This window comes from Nocardia sp. NPDC006982, assembly GCF_042869435.1.
Lineage (GTDB): Bacteria > Actinomycetota > Actinomycetes > Mycobacteriales > Mycobacteriaceae > Nocardia.
Genome location: NZ_JBIAFV010000003.1, coordinates 313,792 through 332,089 on the forward strand (window position 1 = coordinate 313,792; position 18,298 = coordinate 332,089).

The 18,298-nt window shown below is 65.1% G+C and carries 20 protein-coding genes; 4 read left to right on the forward strand and 16 right to left on the reverse strand.

Annotated elements, in window-relative coordinates; translation table 11 throughout:
- Window positions 1-19: 19 nt before the first annotated feature.
- From ACFYOW_RS14815 to ACFYOW_RS14825, 3 genes are all read right to left on the reverse strand, one after another.
- The gene (locus tag ACFYOW_RS14815; RefSeq protein ID WP_387288066.1) at window positions 20-847 is read right to left on the reverse strand and encodes an alpha/beta fold hydrolase; all 828 of its coding nucleotides are present in this window, start codon (window positions 845-847) and stop codon (window positions 20-22) included.
- A gap of 38 nt (window positions 848-885) precedes the next feature.
- Window positions 886-2,577 (reverse strand): PHA/PHB synthase family protein, encoded by a 1,692-nt coding sequence (locus ACFYOW_RS14820; RefSeq protein WP_387288068.1) that lies wholly within the window; start codon window positions 2,575-2,577, stop codon window positions 886-888.
- Window positions 2,578-2,831: 254 nt separating this feature from the next.
- Window positions 2,832-3,530 carry a PucR family transcriptional regulator gene (locus ACFYOW_RS14825; protein WP_387288070.1) on the reverse strand — a complete coding sequence of 233 codons (699 nt, stop codon included), beginning with the start codon at window positions 3,528-3,530 and terminating at the stop codon, window positions 2,832-2,834.
- Here ACFYOW_RS14825 and ACFYOW_RS14830 point away from each other — a divergent pair.
- Window positions 3,423-4,067, forward strand: coding sequence for an SDR family oxidoreductase (locus tag ACFYOW_RS14830; RefSeq protein WP_387288818.1), 645 nt, complete (start codon window positions 3,423-3,425; stop codon window positions 4,065-4,067). The genes ACFYOW_RS14825 and ACFYOW_RS14830 overlap by 108 nt on opposite strands.
- 169 nt (window positions 4,068-4,236) lie before the next feature.
- Here the strand turns inward: ACFYOW_RS14830 and ACFYOW_RS14835 are convergent, their stop codons facing one another.
- From ACFYOW_RS14835 to ACFYOW_RS14895, 13 genes are all read right to left on the reverse strand, one after another.
- A complete protein-coding gene (locus ACFYOW_RS14835; RefSeq protein WP_387288072.1) occupies window positions 4,237-4,677 on the reverse strand; it encodes an SCP2 sterol-binding domain-containing protein in 441 nt (146 codons plus the stop codon).
- Between the two features lie 68 nt (window positions 4,678-4,745).
- Entirely contained in the window at window positions 4,746-5,453 is a 708-nt protein-coding gene (locus tag ACFYOW_RS14840; protein ID WP_387288074.1) for an LppX_LprAFG lipoprotein, read from the reverse strand.
- Complete coding sequence (locus ACFYOW_RS14845; RefSeq protein ID WP_387288076.1) at window positions 5,450-7,078, reverse strand: fatty acyl-AMP ligase; 1,629 nt, start codon at window positions 7,076-7,078, stop codon at window positions 5,450-5,452. Before ACFYOW_RS14845 ends, ACFYOW_RS14840 begins: the two co-directional genes overlap by 4 nt.
- Window positions 7,079-8,083, reverse strand: coding sequence for a DUF1702 family protein (locus ACFYOW_RS14850; protein WP_387288078.1), 1,005 nt, complete (start codon window positions 8,081-8,083; stop codon window positions 7,079-7,081).
- 30 nt (window positions 8,084-8,113) lie between these two features.
- Complete coding sequence (locus tag ACFYOW_RS14855; protein WP_387288079.1) at window positions 8,114-8,851, reverse strand: ABC transporter permease; 738 nt, start codon at window positions 8,849-8,851, stop codon at window positions 8,114-8,116.
- A complete protein-coding gene (locus tag ACFYOW_RS14860) occupies window positions 8,848-9,660 on the reverse strand; it encodes an ABC transporter ATP-binding protein (protein ID WP_387288081.1) in 813 nt (270 codons plus the stop codon). Before ACFYOW_RS14860 ends, ACFYOW_RS14855 begins: the two co-directional genes overlap by 4 nt.
- Window positions 9,661-9,725: 65 nt before the next feature.
- A complete protein-coding gene (locus ACFYOW_RS14865; RefSeq protein WP_387288082.1) occupies window positions 9,726-10,178 on the reverse strand; it encodes a DUF3237 domain-containing protein in 453 nt (150 codons plus the stop codon).
- 3 nt (window positions 10,179-10,181) lie between these two features.
- On the reverse strand, window positions 10,182-11,459 hold the full coding sequence (locus ACFYOW_RS14870) for a beta-ketoacyl-[acyl-carrier-protein] synthase family protein (protein WP_387288084.1): 1,278 nt from the start codon (window positions 11,457-11,459) through the stop codon (window positions 10,182-10,184).
- A complete protein-coding gene (locus ACFYOW_RS14875; RefSeq protein WP_387288086.1) occupies window positions 11,456-11,950 on the reverse strand; it encodes an SCP2 sterol-binding domain-containing protein in 495 nt (164 codons plus the stop codon). The genes ACFYOW_RS14870 and ACFYOW_RS14875 overlap by 4 nt, the downstream gene beginning before the upstream one ends.
- Entirely contained in the window at window positions 11,947-13,617 is a 1,671-nt protein-coding gene (locus ACFYOW_RS14880) for an FAD-dependent monooxygenase (RefSeq protein ID WP_387288089.1), read from the reverse strand. The genes ACFYOW_RS14875 and ACFYOW_RS14880 overlap by 4 nt, the downstream gene beginning before the upstream one ends.
- Window positions 13,614-14,627 (reverse strand): hypothetical protein, encoded by a 1,014-nt coding sequence (locus ACFYOW_RS14885; RefSeq protein WP_387288091.1) that lies wholly within the window; start codon window positions 14,625-14,627, stop codon window positions 13,614-13,616. Before ACFYOW_RS14885 ends, ACFYOW_RS14880 begins: the two co-directional genes overlap by 4 nt.
- Entirely contained in the window at window positions 14,624-15,763 is a 1,140-nt protein-coding gene (locus ACFYOW_RS14890; protein ID WP_387288093.1) for a 3-oxoacyl-ACP synthase, read from the reverse strand. The genes ACFYOW_RS14885 and ACFYOW_RS14890 overlap by 4 nt, the downstream gene beginning before the upstream one ends.
- A gap of 37 nt (window positions 15,764-15,800) precedes the next feature.
- The gene (locus ACFYOW_RS14895) at window positions 15,801-16,064 is read right to left on the reverse strand and encodes a phosphopantetheine-binding protein (protein WP_387288094.1); all 264 of its coding nucleotides are present in this window, start codon (window positions 16,062-16,064) and stop codon (window positions 15,801-15,803) included.
- A gap of 762 nt (window positions 16,065-16,826) precedes the next feature.
- Between ACFYOW_RS14895 and ACFYOW_RS14900 the strand changes: the two genes are divergently transcribed.
- The 3 genes from ACFYOW_RS14900 (at window position 16,827) to ACFYOW_RS14910 (ending at window position 18,055) form a co-directional block, all read left to right on the forward strand.
- Entirely contained in the window at window positions 16,827-17,360 is a 534-nt protein-coding gene (locus ACFYOW_RS14900; protein ID WP_387288096.1) for a TetR-like C-terminal domain-containing protein, read from the forward strand.
- Window positions 17,361-17,456: 96 nt separating this feature from the next.
- On the forward strand, window positions 17,457-17,750 hold the full coding sequence (locus ACFYOW_RS14905) for a hypothetical protein (protein WP_387288098.1): 294 nt from the start codon (window positions 17,457-17,459) through the stop codon (window positions 17,748-17,750).
- Window positions 17,702-18,055, forward strand: a complete 354-nt coding sequence (locus tag ACFYOW_RS14910) for a hypothetical protein (RefSeq protein WP_387288099.1) — start codon at window positions 17,702-17,704, stop codon at window positions 18,053-18,055. The genes ACFYOW_RS14905 and ACFYOW_RS14910 overlap by 49 nt, the downstream gene beginning before the upstream one ends.
- Window positions 18,056-18,298 lie beyond the last annotated feature (243 nt).

An 18,298-nucleotide genomic window follows, 5' to 3' on the forward strand; every position in this document is an offset into this window, starting at 1 on the left:
TCGATGGATACCGGTGTGCTCAGGACTCTACTTTCCTGAACCTCTCGATGACGGGCGCTGAATCGGCGGCGTTGGTGATGAGGTCGACGTGGCCGCCACCGTGCAGGTGGACGGTCGAGTGCGGGAGCAGTCGGTGCATGATGCGGGCGTTGGCGGTCGGGATGATCGGATCGTCGGTGCCCGCGATGATCAGCGTGGGCTGACGGATGAGCGGCAGTGCGAAGATGCTCGTCCACACCGATCCGGCCAGCAGTTGGTGCAGATAGCCGACCCGGGACCCGGCCATCAGCTGTCGATCGAACAGCCGCTCGATAATCGACGGATCGGCGCGGACGGATCCGCCGTAGAGCTCACCGGCGATGGAGGCGGCGTAGCCATGGTCCAGAAATCGCCGTGGTGTCAGCATTTTCAGCAGCGCGGTCGGTCGTCCCGGCACCATGATCACACCGGTGCCGGTGGACACCAAGATCAGCGTGCGGCAGCGCCGCGGATACTGGAAGGCGAACTGCTGGGCCAGCGCACCGCCCCAAGACAGTCCGAGGATATCGACGCACCCGCGGATGCCGAGTTTGCGCAATAGCTGCCCGAGTACCGCGGCCAGATACGGAAATCCGTATGGCAGTGGTGAATCCGGCGACGCACCGGTGCCCGGCACGTCGAACCGGACCACGGTAGTCGCGGGATTCAGCTGTGCGACAAGTGGATCGAGTACCTCGAGACTTGCGCCGATACCGTTGCACAGCACCAGCGGCACACCGGTTCCCCAGCGCACATGTACCCGGATCTGCTGGCCGAGCACAGCGATGAGGCGCTGTTCGACATAGGTGACCGGCTGCGGCGCACTCATCGCAGCCGCGCTTCGAAAAGCTTTGTCATGACGATCTTTCAGTGTTCGAGCACGTAAGTTCCCGGCGCCGAATCCACTGGTGGCAGATCGGGCGTTCCCAGTGATTGCGGCGCGTCCCGCTCCGGACCGCTTCGTTCGGCGAGCCATTCGACGAAATTCGGCCACCAGGAGCCCGAATTCTTGGCGGTACCGTCGAGCCACTCCCCCGGATCGGCCTCGTCGACTTCACCGATCCGGTAGGAGGCCTTGGGATTTCCCGGCGGGTTGACCAGCGCGGCGATATGTCCGCTGGTGGAGAGCACGAACCGCAGATCCTTGCTGCCGAGCAGCCGGGCGCTGCGGTAGCACGCCTGCCAGGGTGAGATATGGTCGGCGATCCCGGCCACCACGTAGGTATCGACGGCGACCTGGGACAGGTCGACCGGAGTGCCGAGCATGCTCACCTGATCCGGTGCGGTCAGCGAATTGTGCACGCCCATCAAGACCATGTCGCGGTGCAGCGCGGCCGGCATCCGAGTGGTGTCGGCATTCCAGAACAGCACGTCGAAGGGTGCGGGCGCGCGGCCCTGCAGGTAGTTGTTGACCCAGTACCGCCACACCAGATCATTCGGCCGCAGCCAGGCGAACACCTCTGCCAGCCCGCGCCCGTCGAGGTAGCCCTTCTTGGCCGAGAGTGCGATCGCGATATTCGCGGTCTCCTCGTCTATCGCGGCCGCGGCGAAGCCCGCATGACTCTGATCGAGCACGGTCACCATGAGTGTCAGACTGGCCAGCCGATGGTCCTGGTCGATCGCGGTCAGATGGGCCGCGGTCATCGCGGCGATGATGCCACCCGAACACGAGGCTTGCAGATGGGTGCTCTCGGAGCCGGTGATCCGCTCAACCGCGCCGAGCGCGTCGATGATCGCCTGCCCGTACTCGTCGAAACCCCAATCCCGTTGGCGGGCAGTCGGATTGCGCCAGGATATAGCGAACACCTGCTGGCCTTGGCGGACGAAGTACTCGACCATGCTGCGGTCCGGTGCGATATCCATGATGTAGAACTTGTTGATCACCGGCGGCACCATCAGCAGCGGTACCGTGCGCACGTGTTCGGTCTGCGGCGCGTACTGGATCAGCTCGAACATCTCGGTGCGCAGCACCACCGAACCCGGTGTGGTCGCGACGGTTTCGCCGAGGGTGAAGGCATCCGAATCGACCATCGACGGCACCCGCGGGGCGGCGGAAATATCGGAGAGGAAATGCCGCAATCCGCGCACCGCGCTCGCGCCGCCGCTGTCCAGCAACGCTTTCCATGCGACCGGGCTCAGCAGCGGGTTATTGCTCGGCGAGACGCCATCCATCACATTATCCAGGACGAAGCGCATCCATTCGGCATCGCGCCAATCCAGGTGCGCGTCGGTGAACAGCGCGTCGACGGTGGCGGTGGCGGCCAGATATGCCTGCATGGACCGCTTGAACAGCGGATTGCCCCGCCATGCCGGATCGTCGAAGCGCCGGTCGCCCTTCGCCGGTACCCGATCCGAGTGCCCGCGGGCGATCCTCACCAACTCCTGGCCGAACGCACCGACCCGATCCGCGACCGTCTTCGGCTGTTTGCCCAGGCTCAATGCCAGCCTGGTCCAGGACGTATTCGGCAGCATGCGTCGGCCGACGCCGATGGCCGAACTGGTCAGCAGCAGATCCAGCGGGGCCGCGAGTTCGTCGGCGGCATCGATGGTCGTTGTCATCAGTGGAACTCCTTGAAAGAGGGTCGGCTGGCCTCGGTGACGGGCCGGTGCGCGGACGGGCGCGGCGTCCTCGACGCGCGGTACGGCCTTCGATGCCGCTGACCACGCTGTCCATCGGCATGGGATCGTCGGTGTAGCGCCCGCTCCGTTGCTCATGCGCCGCATCGTCGTTTGATGGGAGAACGATAGAACCGATCGGCGGGCGCGCCATTGTCCCGAAGGAACGAAGTCTGCGCGCGGGTTTGTCGCCGCGGTCAGTCAGAATTCGGCCGCAATACCGCCGCGCCGTACCAGTGGCAGATCAGCAGCGCCAGCTCGACGTCCAACCGGTCGTCGGTGATCGGCCGCCCGCGCCGCGAAACCGCCCGACCGACACGGTATTTCACCGAGTTGAAATGTAGATCGAGCTCCGCGGCAGCCGCCTTGTAGCTGGAACCGGTGCGCAGGAACACCCGCAGCGTCTCGCGCAGCCGGGCATCGTTGTCGTTGTCGGCGGCCAATTCGCCGAGCACCTCGCCCACCCATTCGCCGACCTCCGCACGGCCGCCGCCGAGCAACGCCGCGGCCGACAGCCCCTCATCGCTGGCCGCGATGATCCTCGGTTCTACGTCCCCACGGATCAGCGCGACCGAGCGTGCGCGCAGCGCATACCGATGCGATCGGCGGAAGCCGGATACCCCTCGGCCCATGATGCCGATCGCCAGCCGCGGTGCCTCCGGCCGCTTGCTCGCGAAATCACGGACCGCGGCCACCGCATCGGAGGGCTCGGACCGATATGGCAGCCACGCCCATGCGCTCGTCCGGTCGGCGGCCCCGATCAGCGGCGCGGCATGCGCGCCGACCGCCTGCGGCGGGCCACCGAACCGCACGGCGCGGCGGCCTCGGTCCATCGCGGCAATGTCGGCTCCGCCGCAGACTGCCGCCGCACCATCGCCGAAGTGATCGAAACCCATGGCCGCCTCGATATTTTGGTGAACAACGCCGGAATCACCATGGACCGCACCGTCGCCGAGATGACCGAGGAACAGTGGTCCACCGTCCTCGCGGTCAACCTCTCCGGCGCCTTCTTCCTTTCCCAGGCCGCATTGGCACACATGGTGGAGCGCGGCACCGGGCGCATCGTCAACGTGTCCTCGGTCGTCGGCGAGACCGGCAATATCGGTCAAGCAAACTACGCCGCGTCGAAGTCCGGACTGTTCGGACTGACCAAGACCCTTGCCAAGGAAGCCGCCTACCAGCTCGCGAAATCCGGCAAACGCTCCGACGACAGCATCGGCGTCACCGTCAATACGGTGACGCCCGGGCTGATCAGCACTGAGATGACCGCGGCCATCCCCGACAAGGTCATGGCCAGACTCACCGCCCAGATCCCGGTCGGCCGGGCGGGTCGTCCGGACGAGATCGCCCGAGTCGTCCATTTCCTGGCCGCCGACGCCTCCTCCTACATCACCGGCCAGGTGTGGAGCGTCAACGGCGGCATGGATATGTAGCGATTGTCATTTGGGATGACCGCGATGCCGGACGTGGCCGCGTGCAGCGGCCCAGACAACCGGCGTGGGGCAAAACTTCTTGTGGCACAACGGCAGAGCGAATGGCGTGAGCGAAGCGCAGGCCCGAGCCAACCGTGTGGGACGGGGGGGTTATGGCGGACACTCCTGACTAATCGGTGTTGAACAGCTTCTCCACTCGCCTGGCGAACAGTACGTCACCCTTGACACGCAGCTTGCCCGAAAGCATTGATTTCGTTCCCGACGCCTGACCGGACAGCAATCGCAGGAACAGCACATCGCCCAGTGTCAACGACACTGTCGGTTTGACACCCGCCGTCGCCTTCGTCACGGTGCACGCGCCGTCGCGAATCGTCACCAACCACTCGTCGGGAGTCTGTCCTACTCGCCACAGCACGGTGGCATCGACATCGCGTGCCTCATCGACACTCAATCGGTCCGGCATGCGCGTGAAAACGGTGTCGAGCATGGTGCTTCGCAACTTCGGGTCGGCCAGCGCTGCGCGCAACTGTTCATCGGAGGTACTGGTGATGAGGTTCTTGAACTCACCCGGCGAGACTTGCTCGGGGTCGATCTCGGTGATGTCTTCCATCGGATTCCCTCCATCGGACGCCGAATGGCTTCGGCGCGTTCGAGTCACGGTGTTCTCGGGGTGTCGAGCTAGCTGCGCGGATCGGCGACATGGACGGGTCGGTTGACGTCGCTGACCGTCACATCGAGCACGGATTGCGATGCGGGGTCCCCCTGACCGATCACCAGCCTGGTCGCGACCGGCTCATGTCGACCACCCACCTTGAACCACACCGTCAATGTGCCGTCCGTGGTGACGTTCGGGACCACCTGCGCGATGCCGTGGGCCGCAACGACTCCGGTAACGCGGAACGCATCGACGTTGCCGACCGTTTCTCTGGCCTCGGTCTGCACCGATGACATCGATGACAGTAGGTTCGCGACTCCTCGGTGCGGGTCGATCAGTGTGGTGGGCAACGGATTGGCCGACCCGTTCTGCTGTGGCGGCGCGGGCGCGAATCGTCCGGAAGCGTCGCGGGTGTAGATGGTCGAGTCGATCTCGACGAAATCGAGGCGGGTGTCACCGAACACCGACGGCACCACGAGCTGACCTTTCGCTCGCGCGTCACCGTCACGGACCACATCGGCCGACATGGCCCGCACACTCACTCCGCTCAGGGGTGCGCCGCTGAGTTGCAAGGTGACGTGCGCGCTTGTCGTCGCACGCGCCGCAGCGGCGGCGTTGCGCAGCAACTGGGCCGGTCGCGGCAGACCGCCATCCGCGGTGCAGCCGGTGCCGCCGATCAGCAACAGCAGGGCGGCCACGGCGATGCCGATACCGGCGCGTCGGCCGATCATCGGATCAGGTGGGCGGAGTTGGTTCGGCGCACCTTGCCCGACGGAGTCTTCGGTATAGACCCCGGACCGACAACGGCAACCGAGCGTGGTGTCGCCCCCACGCTGTCGCGGACGACGCGGGTCACCTCCCGTTGGATGCGTGCGACGTGCTCGTCGTCGTTCCACTCGGCGGACTCGACGGCGACGGCGAAACCCTCACGGATTTCCCCGGGTTCGAGTCGCACGGCGACGGTGTTGCCGCGTCGGACACCCGCCACCGTCGCGGCGGCGCGCTCGATATCGGTGGGGAAAATATTGCGGCCACCGACGATGATGGTGTCCTTCTTGCGCCCACAGACGACGATCTCCCCGGATTCGGTCAGGTAGCCGAGATCGCCGGTCGGCAACCACCCGGCGTCGTTTCGTGCTGAGCTGTAACCATTTTCGGTGAAGTAACCATCGGTGACCGCGGCACCGGCGATGAAGATCTCGCCGACCGTGCGCGGCGCGACGGATGCTCCGGTGTCGTCCAGCACTCGTGCCTCGACACCGGGCACCGGTGGCCCGAGCGTCACGAACATCCGGGCGTCCGCATCCTCGGTCGGCTGCGCGTAACCCGCCGTCTCGATGGAGTCGGCCCGCACGGCATCGGTTCGCACACCGAGACCGACCGGACTGAACGACACCGCGAGCGTGGCCTCCGCCATACCGTACGCGGGCACCACCGCACCGGGGGACAGGCCGAAACGTGCTCCGGCCTCGATGAATCGCGCGACCGCGGTCGCATCGATCGGTTCGGCGCCGTTCAACGCGAACCGCATACTCGACAGGTCGAACGCCCCATCCGCAGCCAATTCCATTCGCCGGGCCGCGATCTCGTAGGCGAAGTTCGGCGCGGCGGTCATCGTGCCGCGATATCGAGTGATGAGATCCATCCATACCAGCGGTGCACGCAGGAAATGCGTCGGACTCACGCACACAACCTCGATCCCGAACTGCAACGGCGTCGCCACGAACCCGACCATGCCCATGTCATGGAACAGCGGAAGCCAGCTCACCCCGATATCTCCGGCCGGATCGATATCGGCGCTCCGCGCGATGGCGTGGCCGCTGGCGTACAGGTTGGCGTGGGTGATGGCGACGGCTTTCGGGGTGCCGGTGGACCCCGACGTCAGCTGAAGTAGCGCCAGGGTGTCATCCGGAACATCGGCGGGCTCCAACGGTGTCGACGCACCGAGCCGCGCGATCGACACACTCGGCACATCGTGCTCGGCGAGGATGGTCGCCGCGCTGTCGAAGGGGGTTCCGATCAACACCAGTTTGGCGTCGATGACATCGAGGGATCTGAGGGTGTCACGGGCCCAGACGGTCAGATCGGTTCGGTGCGTCGGTTGATGCAGCATGGTGGCCGAGGCACCGAGCAACCAGCAGGCCAGGACCGATACCACGACGTCCTCGGGTTCACCGGCGAGGATGGCGACCCGCGAACCCATGGACGCACCATGCTCGGTCAGCGACTGCGCGGCACATCGACTGTGCCGCAACAACTCCGCCCACGTCTTACGGCGCAGCGCGTCGGGCTCGCCGTAGGAGAAGCCCCGGTCGGAGGTGCTGTTGGACAGTACGTCATCGATAAAGCGCGACATCTAAGCTCCTCGTGGTTGATCGACCGCGGGCAATAGCGTCGGTGGCGCGAGGCGCTCACGTAACCGGCGTCGCCATTGCTCATAACCGGGCTCGCCCGTACTGACCGGTTGGGTGCTCGTCTCGTCGACGACCGCGACGACCGCATCGACATCGCGACCACAGAGCACTCGTGCCGCGGACACCGAGCATTCCGGTACGTACCCGGCATGTGCTCTGGCCTTGATCGCGAACGCGGCACCCTGCGCCATGTCCGCGGCGGCGAGCCCGGCACGTCGCTGCGCCGTGCGTACCTCGGACTCCGCGACTCCGCCGAGATAGGCGATGGCGGCGGCGATACCGCTCCACAGGTCGGCTCGGCGGTGTGGATCCATGCGGTCGATCCGGTCGGCGATCGCCGCCAGGTCCGCGTCGTGGACGAAGTAAAACGCTCGTCCGACGCCCTGGTCGACGGCGCGCAGGAAGTAGGAACTGTCCCCCTCCCATGAGTACGGCTTGGGCCGCCACTGCCTGTCGATCCATCGCCGCGTCCGGAAAAACGCTCCGTCGAAACCGAATCCGTCGGCCGCCAGCCAGGTCAGCTGTGACAACACCGCATCGTCGCCGAGGTTCGGCGTGCACCGTCGCCACAGGAACCTCGGCAGGCGCGGCATCAGTAGCCCGTAGCCGACATACGCCATATAGGCGTGTGGCGCACCTGGACCCTCGACGAATTGCCGGGCCAGGTGCCGCCGCCGAAAGCCGATGAGGTCGCGGGTGACGAGCGCGGTCACCGCCCCTTCGTAGGCGAGGCTGCGATAGAACGGGTCGATATGGTCGAGAGCCGATGCGAGGTCATCGATGTCGGCAATGTCTGCGCCCATCTCGAAGCCCCGGATCACCTGTACCCCAACCTGTTCGAGCGTGCTGGTTATCGCCGCCGAGGTCGGGAACCCACGGCGTGCGAACAGCGCGTCGGCGCGGGTGGGCACGGGCAGTATTCGGCGAAGAACGCGAAGTGCTGTCACGTGGAAGCTCCTGCTGCGATCGGATGGTGATTACGAACTGCGTCGGCGTAGCGTTACCGCGCCGGTGAGCAAGGAGGCCGCGGCGAACCCTGCCACGACAGCCAGGTCGATCCACATCGTGGTGGTCGGGTGTGGGTATGTGCCGATTTCCGTGAGCCCCTGCGCGGCGTAGCGCAACGGCACGACGTTGCTCAACCCCTGCAAGAAACCGCTCATCTGCTCCCGTGGCCAGACCAGACCGCAGAGCAGCAGCTGCGGGATCACCAAGGCCGGCATGAACTGCATTGCCTGGAACTCCGACTGCGCGAACGCACTGGTCAGCAGGCCGGTCGATGAGCCGAGCACGGCCGTCGCGATGACGATCAGCAGCACTGCCGCGATGGACCCCTGCGATTCGAGCCCCAGGAACTGGTAGGCGACCGTGGCCGCCACCGCGGCCTGCACCACGGCGACCACCGCGAAGGCCAGTCCGTAGCCGAGTAGTAGATCCATCTTCGACAGTGGCGTGCTCATGAGTCGTTCCAACGTGCCGGTAGTGCGTTCACGCAGCATGGCGACGCTGGTGACCATGAACATCGACACGTACGGGAAGATGCCGAGCAGCATCAATCCCAATTGGTCGAAGATGTCGGGGCGACCGTTGAAGACGAAGCGCAGCAAGGTGAGCAGCACGCTCGGCACCACGAGCAGTAGACCGACCGTGCGGCGGTCGTGGCGAATCTGGGTGAGCACACGCGCGGTGGTGTGCAACAGCATGTGGACATTCACAACGAAACCTCCGGCCGGGCTTCTTCGGAAACCTGGTGAGTCGAGAGGTGACTCACGGTGGCGGACGACCGTGCTCCGTCGCCGGACTCGATCAGCCGAAGGAAAGCGTCCTCCAACGTCTCGGCTCCGGTTCGCCGCAGCAAGCCCGCGGGGTCGGAATCGGCGAGCACGCTGCCCTCCCGCATGAGCAGCAGGCGATCACAGCGTTCGGCCTCGTCCATCACGTGGCTGGACACCAACAACGTTGTGCCGCTATCGGCCAGGCTGTGAAAGGAGGCCCACAGGTCACGGCGCAGCACCGGGTCGAGGCCGACGGTCGGCTCGTCGAGCACCAGCAGCTTGGGCACAGCGATCAGTGCGCAGGCCAGCGACACCCGGGCACGCTGTCCGCCGGAAAGCTTGGCGGCCAGCGTATCTCGGTAGGTGAGCAGCCCGACGTCCTCGATGGCCCGATCCACCGACTCGGCCTTCTTCCCGTACATCACCCCGAAGTAGCGGACATTCTGCCGAACGGTCAGATCGTCGTAGATCGACGGCGACTGGGTCACGTAGCCGACGTCACGGCGCAGCCGCCGATGCCCGGCCGGCTGACCGAGCACGGTGATCGTGCCCGACGAGAACTTCTGCACGCCGACGACGGTGCGCATCAGTGTTGTCTTGCCGCAGCCGCTCGGTCCGAGCAAACCCGTCACCGAGCCTTGGCCGACGGTGAACGAGATGTTGTCGAGGATCGTTTTCCGCTTCCGGCGCACAGTCACCGACCGGACGTCGATCGCACGTGACGACGAGTTGGCATCCGATGAATTCATCGGACCGATCACCTCACTTTCAGACAGAGGAAGGATGTGACACTGTGCGGGGCGGTCAGTTCGGGTCAGGTGATCCGGTAGAAGCGGTATTGCAGACCGAAGCCTTCGGTGAATCGGCCCTCACCGACGAAAAGCGTCTGGTTGACCCATTCGTAGTCGGGATCACCGGTCTCCAGGCGCGGCAGCACCCGGAAGTATTGGTCCTCGAATGCGGTGGGCACCCCGTCCGCGAACGCTGTCTGCACGGCGTCGGTCATCTCGATCAGCCCATCGAATTGCGCGTAGATGATCGCACCGTCGTCGGTCTCGAATTGCACGCGCACATCGGCGCGCGCCCACTGGTCGGTGCCGATCAGCACCCAGTCACCGCCGCCGGGAAGCACCCGCCCGTTGATGCGCTCACCCTCCAGCTTTCCCTCACCGACCTCGATGAACATGCGAATGCCGTGCGGGGTATTGCCCACCATGCGAGGAGGATGCAATGACGCGGTGACTTCACCTTCGAACTTCAATTCCATGGACTACTCCTCCGTGCGGTAAGGGTCGTTACGGCGCAGGACCAATGACGAGTTGTGGCCGCCGAATGCGAAGGAATTCGTCAGCACGGCAGCGACGTCGGACTCGGTAGATGCCGAGACGAAGGACGCGCCCGCGCAGTCCTCGGCCACCTGGTCCAGATTGACCGACGGCGGGATCATCGATGTCTTGACGGCCAGGGCGGCGATGGCAGCCTCCAACGCGCCGCCCGCGCCGAGGAGGTGGCCGGTCATGGATTTGGTAGAAGCCACAATGGTTTTCGCGAGATCGGCACCGAAAACGGTACGCAACGCAGCCATTTCCGCGCGGTCGTTGAGTATCGTGCCCGTGCCGTGTGCGTTGATGTAGTCCACATCGGTTGTCGCGATGCCCGCGTCGCGCAGCGCGATGCGAATCGCCCGGGCGGCATTGGAACCATCAGCCCGCGGTGCGGTCAGATGGTGGCTGTCGTTGGTTTGACCGTAGCCCGCGATCTCGGCGTATACGGTCGCTCCCCGCGCGAGAGCGCGATCCATGTCCTCCAGAATCAGCACCGCCGCGCCCTCGCCCAACACGAATCCGTCGCGGTCGGCGTCGAACGGACGCGCGGCCCGCTCGGGACTGTCGTTGCGCCGCGACAATGCCCGCATGCTGGCGAAACCCGCCATGATTACGGGATTGACACAGGCTTCGGATCCGCCGACAACACACGCGTCGGCGTATCCGTCCCTGATCATCCGCATGCCCTGGCCGACGGCATCGGCCGAGGACGCACACGCGCTGCTCGGCGAGTAGCTCGGCCCGGCGAAATCGTGGCGTTGAGCCACCACCGAGGCGGCGACATTGGACATCGACACGGGGATGAAGGTCGGTGGGATCCGTTCACCGTTCGGATCGTTGCCGACGGTGGCGCGAATGGTGTCGGCCCCGCCGAGTGCGCTGGCGATGATGACCGCAACGTCGGACGGATCGGCACTGAGCTCACCGGCGTCTTTGAGTGCCAGATCGGAGGCTGCCATCGCGAGCTGACAGAAACGATCGAACCGGATGGCATCCCTGCGCTCCATCCAGTCCGTCGCCGCGAAATCATCGACCGCCGCGGCGATCCGAACCCGTTTGGCCGAGACGTCGAACGTGGTGATGGGCCCGACGCCCGAACGACCTTCGAGCAGGTTGTCCCACAGCACGCCGGGGTAGTTCCCCACCGGCGACACCACACCGATCCCGGTGACGGCGACCTTGCGCCGCGCGGTCACCGCGCGCGGCAGGCTCGGCGCGCTCATGACGATGTCGCATTCGGTTCGAGATCGAATAGGCGCTCCATCTTCATCGCGAGCTGCACGTTGCCCGCCACCCGAAGGTCACCCCGCGACATCAATTCGACACCGCGCGCCGCACCGCAGGCCAGCGCGACGAACGCCGATGCGGGCGCGGTAAGGGTCGCCGCCGGTTGCGAGGCGAAGGCACCCTTTTCCCCGACCGTGCAGCTGTCGGGGGTCAACTCGACGTCGCGTTCGAGTTTGCCGTGCGAGCGCCGGGTCACAGCCCAGCGGATCACCGCGCGCTCAGCCAGACCGCCGCGATAGAACGTCGGCATCAAATCGAATGCCGCGACCAAACCCTCTGTGCCGGTATCGGTCTCGAGATGGTCCGCGAGCCGCTGTGCGGAGATACTCTCGATCGCGCGCCTGACCCGAGCCCGGTCATTGCTGAGCAGATCCGCCGCGAGCTGCGGGTCCACCCCGGAAGTGTCGTCCTGGGAAATGTCGGTCATGAGATCACCGCTTTCTCGCCGAGTATCGAGTTGAGATATCGGGCCAATTCGCCGTGCGGATCCGCACCTGGCAATATCGCGCCGATGTGGCCGTCAGGACGCACGACGACCGCCGCGGCGTCGGACAAACCGAAGACCCCGATGGCGTCGTCGCGGAAATCGTGTAAGGCGTCCGGACGCGGTACCGGGGATACCGGCCATACCCGCAGCGGTATGTCGCCGAGCACCGACGCCCACGCACCGAACGAGTCCCGCCATTCGGGCGCGCCTTCGACGGAAGTCAGCAGCGCGAAGGTCCCGTTGGTCAGATCCGCGACGGCCGTGCGTCGGCCATCCTCTTCCAGCCACAGATGTGGTGCGACGGCACCGACCACCACTGCGGGGTGATACTCGACCACGTCCGCGACCACCGGGCGGTCTTCGCCGGTGGAGTAGACGAATCCCCTTGCCTGACCGTAGAAATCGAAATGCGGCCGTTGTCGTTCGATGCCGTCCGCGAGTGCGGCGGCATCGCTGATCTCGGTCCCCGGTCCGATCAGCGACCGCGCCGATGTGAAGAACTCGTCCATGGCAACGGCGTTGTGCACGCTGCGCTCGGCGTTGAAGTCCGCGACGGGGCGACGCTCGGTTTCGTAGGTGCTCAGCAGCCGCGGACTCGACCAGCCACGCAGCACACCGTGCAGCTTCCACGCGAGGTTGTGCGCGTCCTGGATGCCGGTATTCATGCCGAAGCCACCGGTCGGCGGGAAACTGTGCGCGGCGTCGCCTGCCACGAATACCCGTTGGTGGACATCACTCCACCCGTCGACGGTCGTCGTACCCATCGTCCACGTCCGGACCGACTCGATCGTGATGTCGATATCGGCGGCACCGACGGCCGTTCGGACCAGGTGCTCGCATTCGCTCTTGTCGGGCTTCGCGGACGAGTCGACGTCGATGCCGGTCAGCTCGAGTAGCCAGGTACCGCGCTGCGGCGAGACGGTGATGAGCACCCCCTGTATGTCATCGTTGATGACCCAGTACAAGGCACTCTCCTTATCTCCGACGGCCGAGCCGAGATCGGCGGTGAAATGGATGTCCAACATCGTTCCGAGCGGTGCGGAGGTCTCGACCGTAATGCCGACACGCTCACGCAATCGACCGTGAATTCCCTCGGCGAGGACCACGTAGGACGCGCCTAGCGCGGAACCGTCGGCTCGCATAGCGCCCACCCCGTCGGGGTCGGCGAGCAGATCGGTGATCTCCACACCCGACTCGACGCTGACGGAGGGGTAGTTGGATAACTCACGCAGCAACAGCGTCTGCAACTCGTTCTGCGGACAGATCAGCGGCAGCACCGGACTCGCCGATACCGTCCGCATGAGTTTCTCGGCGTCCCCCACCATGTCGATCTCGCCGAGCTCGGCACCGACCAGGGTGGTGTGGAAACTGACCCGACCGGACGCCTCCAGGCTGGTGCCGACCCCCTGCGCCGGACCGAGCAACTCGAGCTCTCGGAGTATTTCCGCGGTACGAACATTGACCATCGTGGCCCGCGGATGTTCGGACGCACTCGATCGACTCTCCACCAGGTGGGTGCGAATCCCCTTGCGGCCCAATAGATGTGCGGCGATCAGGCCGGTCGGCCCGCCACCGACGATCAATACCTCGCAGTTGTCGACGGTCATGGTCGCACCTCGCGGCTGCGCCGGACCGGCACAGCGTCGTCGGCGACCGCGTACAGCGCGCGGTCGAGATAGCTCGTCATGGCGGCATCCACGCGCCGCCGGAAGGCGATGCGCAGCACCGTGGCCACCGGCAGGCCGAGTGCGATCCCCGTACCCAGCGCACCCACGAAAACGGCCAGTGCCGTCTTCTCGCCGAGACCACCCGGCTCGGTGTACCGGCGGATCAGTCGTGACGCGAACCGAAAGGCCGTGCCCGCCAACAGATCCGGACCGATCACCGCGGCATTCTCACGGGCGGATTCGGCCTGTGCCAACACCTCGGGCAGCACCGCGGTGAGCTGCTCGCCGGTATTCGCGCCCGCTTCGACCAATTGCCGTCCGAGGCTGCGCAGCCGCTGATGCTCGGCATCGGGCACACCAGCGGCACGCAGACCCAACGATGCCTCCCGCCGCCCCAACAGTAGCCACCGCAGGGTGGTGAACAGCGACACGAGTTGGTTAGCGGTATCGGTCACCGCGATCACGCCGACCGGGCGAGCGCCCGCGGCGGTCAGCATGCTGCGCATACTGACCGCCGCGGACACCCACATATTGCGGCAGGCGATGAACTGCACAACCGGCAGACCAGTCACCCGCTCGGGGTAGTTCCGCACCAGTGATCGCATCGGGATCGACGGGTTCAGATACCACACCTGGTGCGCTACCAGCACCAGGTCCACGTCATCGCCGACTTGCCCACCGCCGTCTCCGACGGAGATGTCCGCGGTCGACTCGGCATCGGCGGCCTGCGCGAATACACCGAAGAAGCGACCGAGTGACCACGGAAACGGAAAGTCACCGGAGGTGGTGACTTCGATCCACCGGACCTCGCAGCCCGCGGCAACGAGCGGCTCGAGAAAATGTTCGAGACACTCTCGCAGTTGCCCGGTCTGCGAGTACCAGTACACCGCGATGACAGCGGGTTCGGCGCCGACCTCCCGCACGGGTAGATCCGCTGGCGCGGTACTCATGCGCTCGTGCCGCCGTCCACTGCCGTGAGGTGCATGTATGAAATCGCGAAACGGCCCGATTCCGGAACCATGCAGAGCATGGTGTCGCCCGGCGTGACGAGCTCTTCGCGCAACATCTCGTCGAGGATCACGAAAATGCTTGCGCTACCGATGTTCCCGACGCGGGTGAGGTTGCTGTACCACACCTCCGGGCCAGGCCGTGGCACGTCGCGCCGCGACAATTCGCCCAGCACCATCGACTTCATGCGCTCACTCGAATAGTGGGCCGGAAGCCACGTCAGGGTGGTCGGGTCGAATTTGCCCGCGTTCAGCAGCCGCTCGTACTCATCGATGCCGACCTTGACCAGATGCGGCAGCAGCGAAAGACGCTGCCGGGCAACCAGAGTGCCCGCTTCCGCGGCCGCTGTCGCGTCGGCGTAGTCCATCCAGGTCTTCTCGGCATCGTTGGACTCGCTGCCGAAATACATACATGCCTGCTCGGTATTGGCATACGAGGTCAGCGAAATCCAGTCGATGCGCAGGCTCACCCCCTTCGACCTCGGCTTGTCCTGGACGACCGCCGCTCCCGCGCCGTCGGAGAGCATATACCGCAGAAACGCGGTCTCCATGGGCAGCGAACCGTCCTCCGTCCGGCTCTCGAGTGCCTTGTATCGGCTGCTCTTGAAGCCACGAGAAGCAAACTCGCTGGCGACCGCGACGGCGGCCGACTTCTCGCCGATCGCGACCTGCAGATAGGCGTTCTTCAGCGCCATCATTCCCGAGCTGCAGATGCCGTGCGCGGTGACGATCTCGACGGGCGGATAGGCGAGGCGGCCGTGGACCATGCTCGCGTGACCCGGTCCCATCAGGTCCGGCAATGTCGTAGCGGCGGCGAGTAACTGCAGATCCTCGGCAGCGATCTCCGATCGTTCGACGGCGTCCTCCACCGCCCGAGCGGCCAGTTCGGTATTCGAGAACACGGTTTGCTGAGCCCGATCCAGGGCGTAATAGCGTGTCTTGATACCACTATTGGCGAGGATCGTGTCCCGAAGAGCGGAACTCGCGTTCCCCGCTTTGCCGATAAAGTCTTCGATTTCGTCGTTTGTTACCGGATCGCCTGGTAGAAATCGGCCAGTGCTGGTGATATATGCGGTCACCGGAACTCCAATGCTATTGAATGTGTCACTCGGTCCGTTATAGGGACTTCGCGCTGGATTCCTCCGAGCGTGACCGCACGGCATCGACGAGTTCTCCGAACGTCTTGATGCTTGCGATGCGCTCGTCATTCAGCGCAATCGTGTACTTGCGTTCCAGGATCTCCGCAATGCCGAGCAGCCCAAGCGAATCCAGGCCCAATTCCTCGAATGTCGCGGAGGGGTCCACCTTGTCGACCTCGATGCTGTAGTGATTTTCCAGGTAGTCGGCGATATCGCCGTACACGTCCGTTTCGAGGCTCATCTGGATCTCCCCTTCACTGTGCAGAGCGGCCCTATCGGGCCGGTTATTTGCAATGCACGTAGCGACAGCATTGTCGAACGCGGCGACAGCAATGTCGCGCTCTAGTCGACTTTCTTCAGGCGCAGCAATCCCCGCCGCATGGTCACCGCGTGTACACCCCAAAGCGCTTCAAGATCCCCATCACCGGGTCCCGCCCGGCGTTGCGCAAGTCGACTTGCGTACGACCATAATCGGGTGCACCCGACTGCGCAACTCGAGTTTCTGTAACTATAGACATCTTTAGTCAGACTGCACGTCGGTGCACGCTCATGGGATCGAACGCTGGTGGCAGCGAAGCGGATCCGCCGGGTAGGGCGCGTGATGCCGCACATCGCTCAGCCTGCAGTGCGCGCCTCAGCCTGCCGTGCGCGCGCTTACGGACGCTACGAGTGCCTACCGAGAGCGTGCCGGTCGTCGACTGCCGAGTGCCATCCGGTGCCGAGTACCAGTCGACCGAAGGATAGGCAGAGCATCGAACGCGCCATGACAAGTTCGGCGACCACTTCCTCCAATGCGTCCGGATCGACTTGCCCCGCAGTCGAATTCGAGGCCATGTTTTTCCGAACCCGTCCGGCTCGATGTACCCGTCAGCTCCGGCCCATTGTGTGCAATCTCCATTGAATGCCAGCGACGGGAACAATGCGCTGGCGCCGTTATACTGCGAAAATGCCTGACAAGTTCAGCGTGCCCCAGGTCACCGACACACCGGACATCGTTACTTCTGTGCGCAACGCGGTGCTATCGGAAATCATGAACGGCACCCCGGTCCACGCTGTGTCCGTCGCGGCCGTCGCACGGCTGGCCGGCATACACGAGACATCGGTCTACCGACGCTGGAAGACGCGCGAACGCATGATCCTCGACGCGCTGACGACGCGAAGCCAGGCGTCGCTGGTCGTACCCGACCACGGCTCGCTGCGGGAAGATCTGACCGATCTCATGAAACAGGCCTGTGATTACCTCGGCAGCCCCGTCGGGCGTTCTCTTTTGCAAATGAGCGTCGCCTCGGCGGACAACCCCGCGGCGAGCGAGGCGCGACGGCTGTATTTCGAGAGCCGGCTTCGGGCGATGGAGCCTGTCGTCGAGCGCGCGATCACCCGCGGTGAGGTGCACTCCGGAATCGCCGCCATTGATGTACTCGAGCCATTATTCGCCACCATCCAGATGCGTGTAATCCTGACGGGCAGGCCGATAACGCCGGACCTTCCCGAAAAGCTGGTCAACGTCGTGGTCGACGGAGTCCTGTCCGAAAGTTAGCCATGCCGCCGCACCCGCGAGCGCCGCCGCTGTTTCGCCACGAAACAGCACTTCCTTCCTGGCGAACGCCCGCGGCCGGGCTGGGAGACCATCGGTGTGTGCGCCGGGGACATCCTCAGGACGGTCAACGCTGGCAGTCCCGCCTTCCGGCTCTACCTCGCCGTCCGCGGCGGATTCGCTGTCCCTGAGGTGTTCGGATCAACCGCGACCTCGTTGATCGCGGGCATCGGCGGACTCGAAGGCCGGGCGCTGGTGCGCGGTGACCTCCTGTCGATCCCCGATCGGGGCCCGTTCGCCAGGCATCGGCTGCCCGAGTCGATGCGCCCGCGTTTCACCGCCGAATGGGAGGTCGAGATCATCCAGGGCCCCATGCCAGCCCCGACTTCCTGACCGAGGACGACTGGAGGGACCTGATCGGCCGGGAACGGCGGGTCGACCTGAACTCCGACCGGGTCAGCACCCGCCGCAACCCGCACCGGTTCACGTGGGCACGCCCCGACGGCGGCATCGCAGGCGGGCATCCCTCCAACGTGCTCGACGACGCATATCCGGTCGGCGGCGTGCTCGCCAACGGCGACGTGCTCACCATCCTGGGCATCGAATGCTTCAGGGGCACAGTGGACTATTCAGCTCCGATGCCGACGAGTTGTCGGGACGCGTATGCGAGCTGCCGACCGATCAGCTCATGGCGGTAGCGGTGTGCGTCACCAGACATATCCCAAAGATCAGGAGTCGGGTGTGCTGTAACGCCACAGAATCTTCGCCTCGAGTCGCGCCGGTCACTCACCCTGTAAAGAATTCTGGTGAGTACGAAAGTGATTGTCCGCCTGGGGATAACGACCCATATGAAGCGAACGGGCGGGATGACCGGAGAGAAGGCGCGGTGGTACTGCTGTGGGTGGTGATCGTGGCTATCGTGGCGGTTCTGCTCAGCGGTG

What these genes read in the sequence shown, in the direction of transcription:
- ACFYOW_RS14865 (WP_387288082.1), bottom strand. Translation starts at nt 10,178, where the DNA reads ATGGAATTGAAGTTCGAAGGTGAAGTCACCGCGTCATTGCATCCTCCT.
- ACFYOW_RS14875 (WP_387288086.1), bottom strand. Translation starts at nt 11,950, where the DNA reads ATGACCGACATTTCCCAGGACGACACTTCCGGGGTGGACCCGCAGCTC.
- ACFYOW_RS14825 (WP_387288070.1), bottom strand. Translation starts at nt 3,530, where the DNA reads ATGGGTTTCGATCACTTCGGCGATGGTGCGGCGGCAGTCTGCGGCGGA.
- ACFYOW_RS14885 (WP_387288091.1), bottom strand. Translation starts at nt 14,627, where the DNA reads ATGAGTACCGCGCCAGCGGATCTACCCGTGCGGGAGGTCGGCGCCGAA.
- ACFYOW_RS14845 (WP_387288076.1), bottom strand. Translation starts at nt 7,078, where the DNA reads ATGTCGCGCTTTATCGATGACGTACTGTCCAACAGCACCTCCGACCGG.
- ACFYOW_RS14840 (WP_387288074.1), bottom strand. Translation starts at nt 5,453, where the DNA reads ATGATCGGCCGACGCGCCGGTATCGGCATCGCCGTGGCCGCCCTGCTG.
- ACFYOW_RS14860 (WP_387288081.1), bottom strand. Translation starts at nt 9,660, where the DNA reads ATGAATTCATCGGATGCCAACTCGTCGTCACGTGCGATCGACGTCCGG.
- ACFYOW_RS14880 (WP_387288089.1), bottom strand. Translation starts at nt 13,617, where the DNA reads ATGACCGTCGACAACTGCGAGGTATTGATCGTCGGTGGCGGGCCGACC.
- ACFYOW_RS14910 (WP_387288099.1), top strand. Translation starts at nt 17,702, where the DNA reads ATGGGAGGTCGAGATCATCCAGGGCCCCATGCCAGCCCCGACTTCCTG.
- ACFYOW_RS14895 (WP_387288094.1), bottom strand. Translation starts at nt 16,064, where the DNA reads ATGAGCCTCGAAACGGACGTGTACGGCGATATCGCCGACTACCTGGAA.
- ACFYOW_RS14870 (WP_387288084.1), bottom strand. Translation starts at nt 11,459, where the DNA reads ATGAGCGCGCCGAGCCTGCCGCGCGCGGTGACCGCGCGGCGCAAGGTC.
- ACFYOW_RS14835 (WP_387288072.1), bottom strand. Translation starts at nt 4,677, where the DNA reads ATGGAAGACATCACCGAGATCGACCCCGAGCAAGTCTCGCCGGGTGAG.
- ACFYOW_RS14815 (WP_387288066.1), bottom strand. Translation starts at nt 847, where the DNA reads ATGAGTGCGCCGCAGCCGGTCACCTATGTCGAACAGCGCCTCATCGCT.
- ACFYOW_RS14820 (WP_387288068.1), bottom strand. Translation starts at nt 2,577, where the DNA reads ATGACAACGACCATCGATGCCGCCGACGAACTCGCGGCCCCGCTGGAT.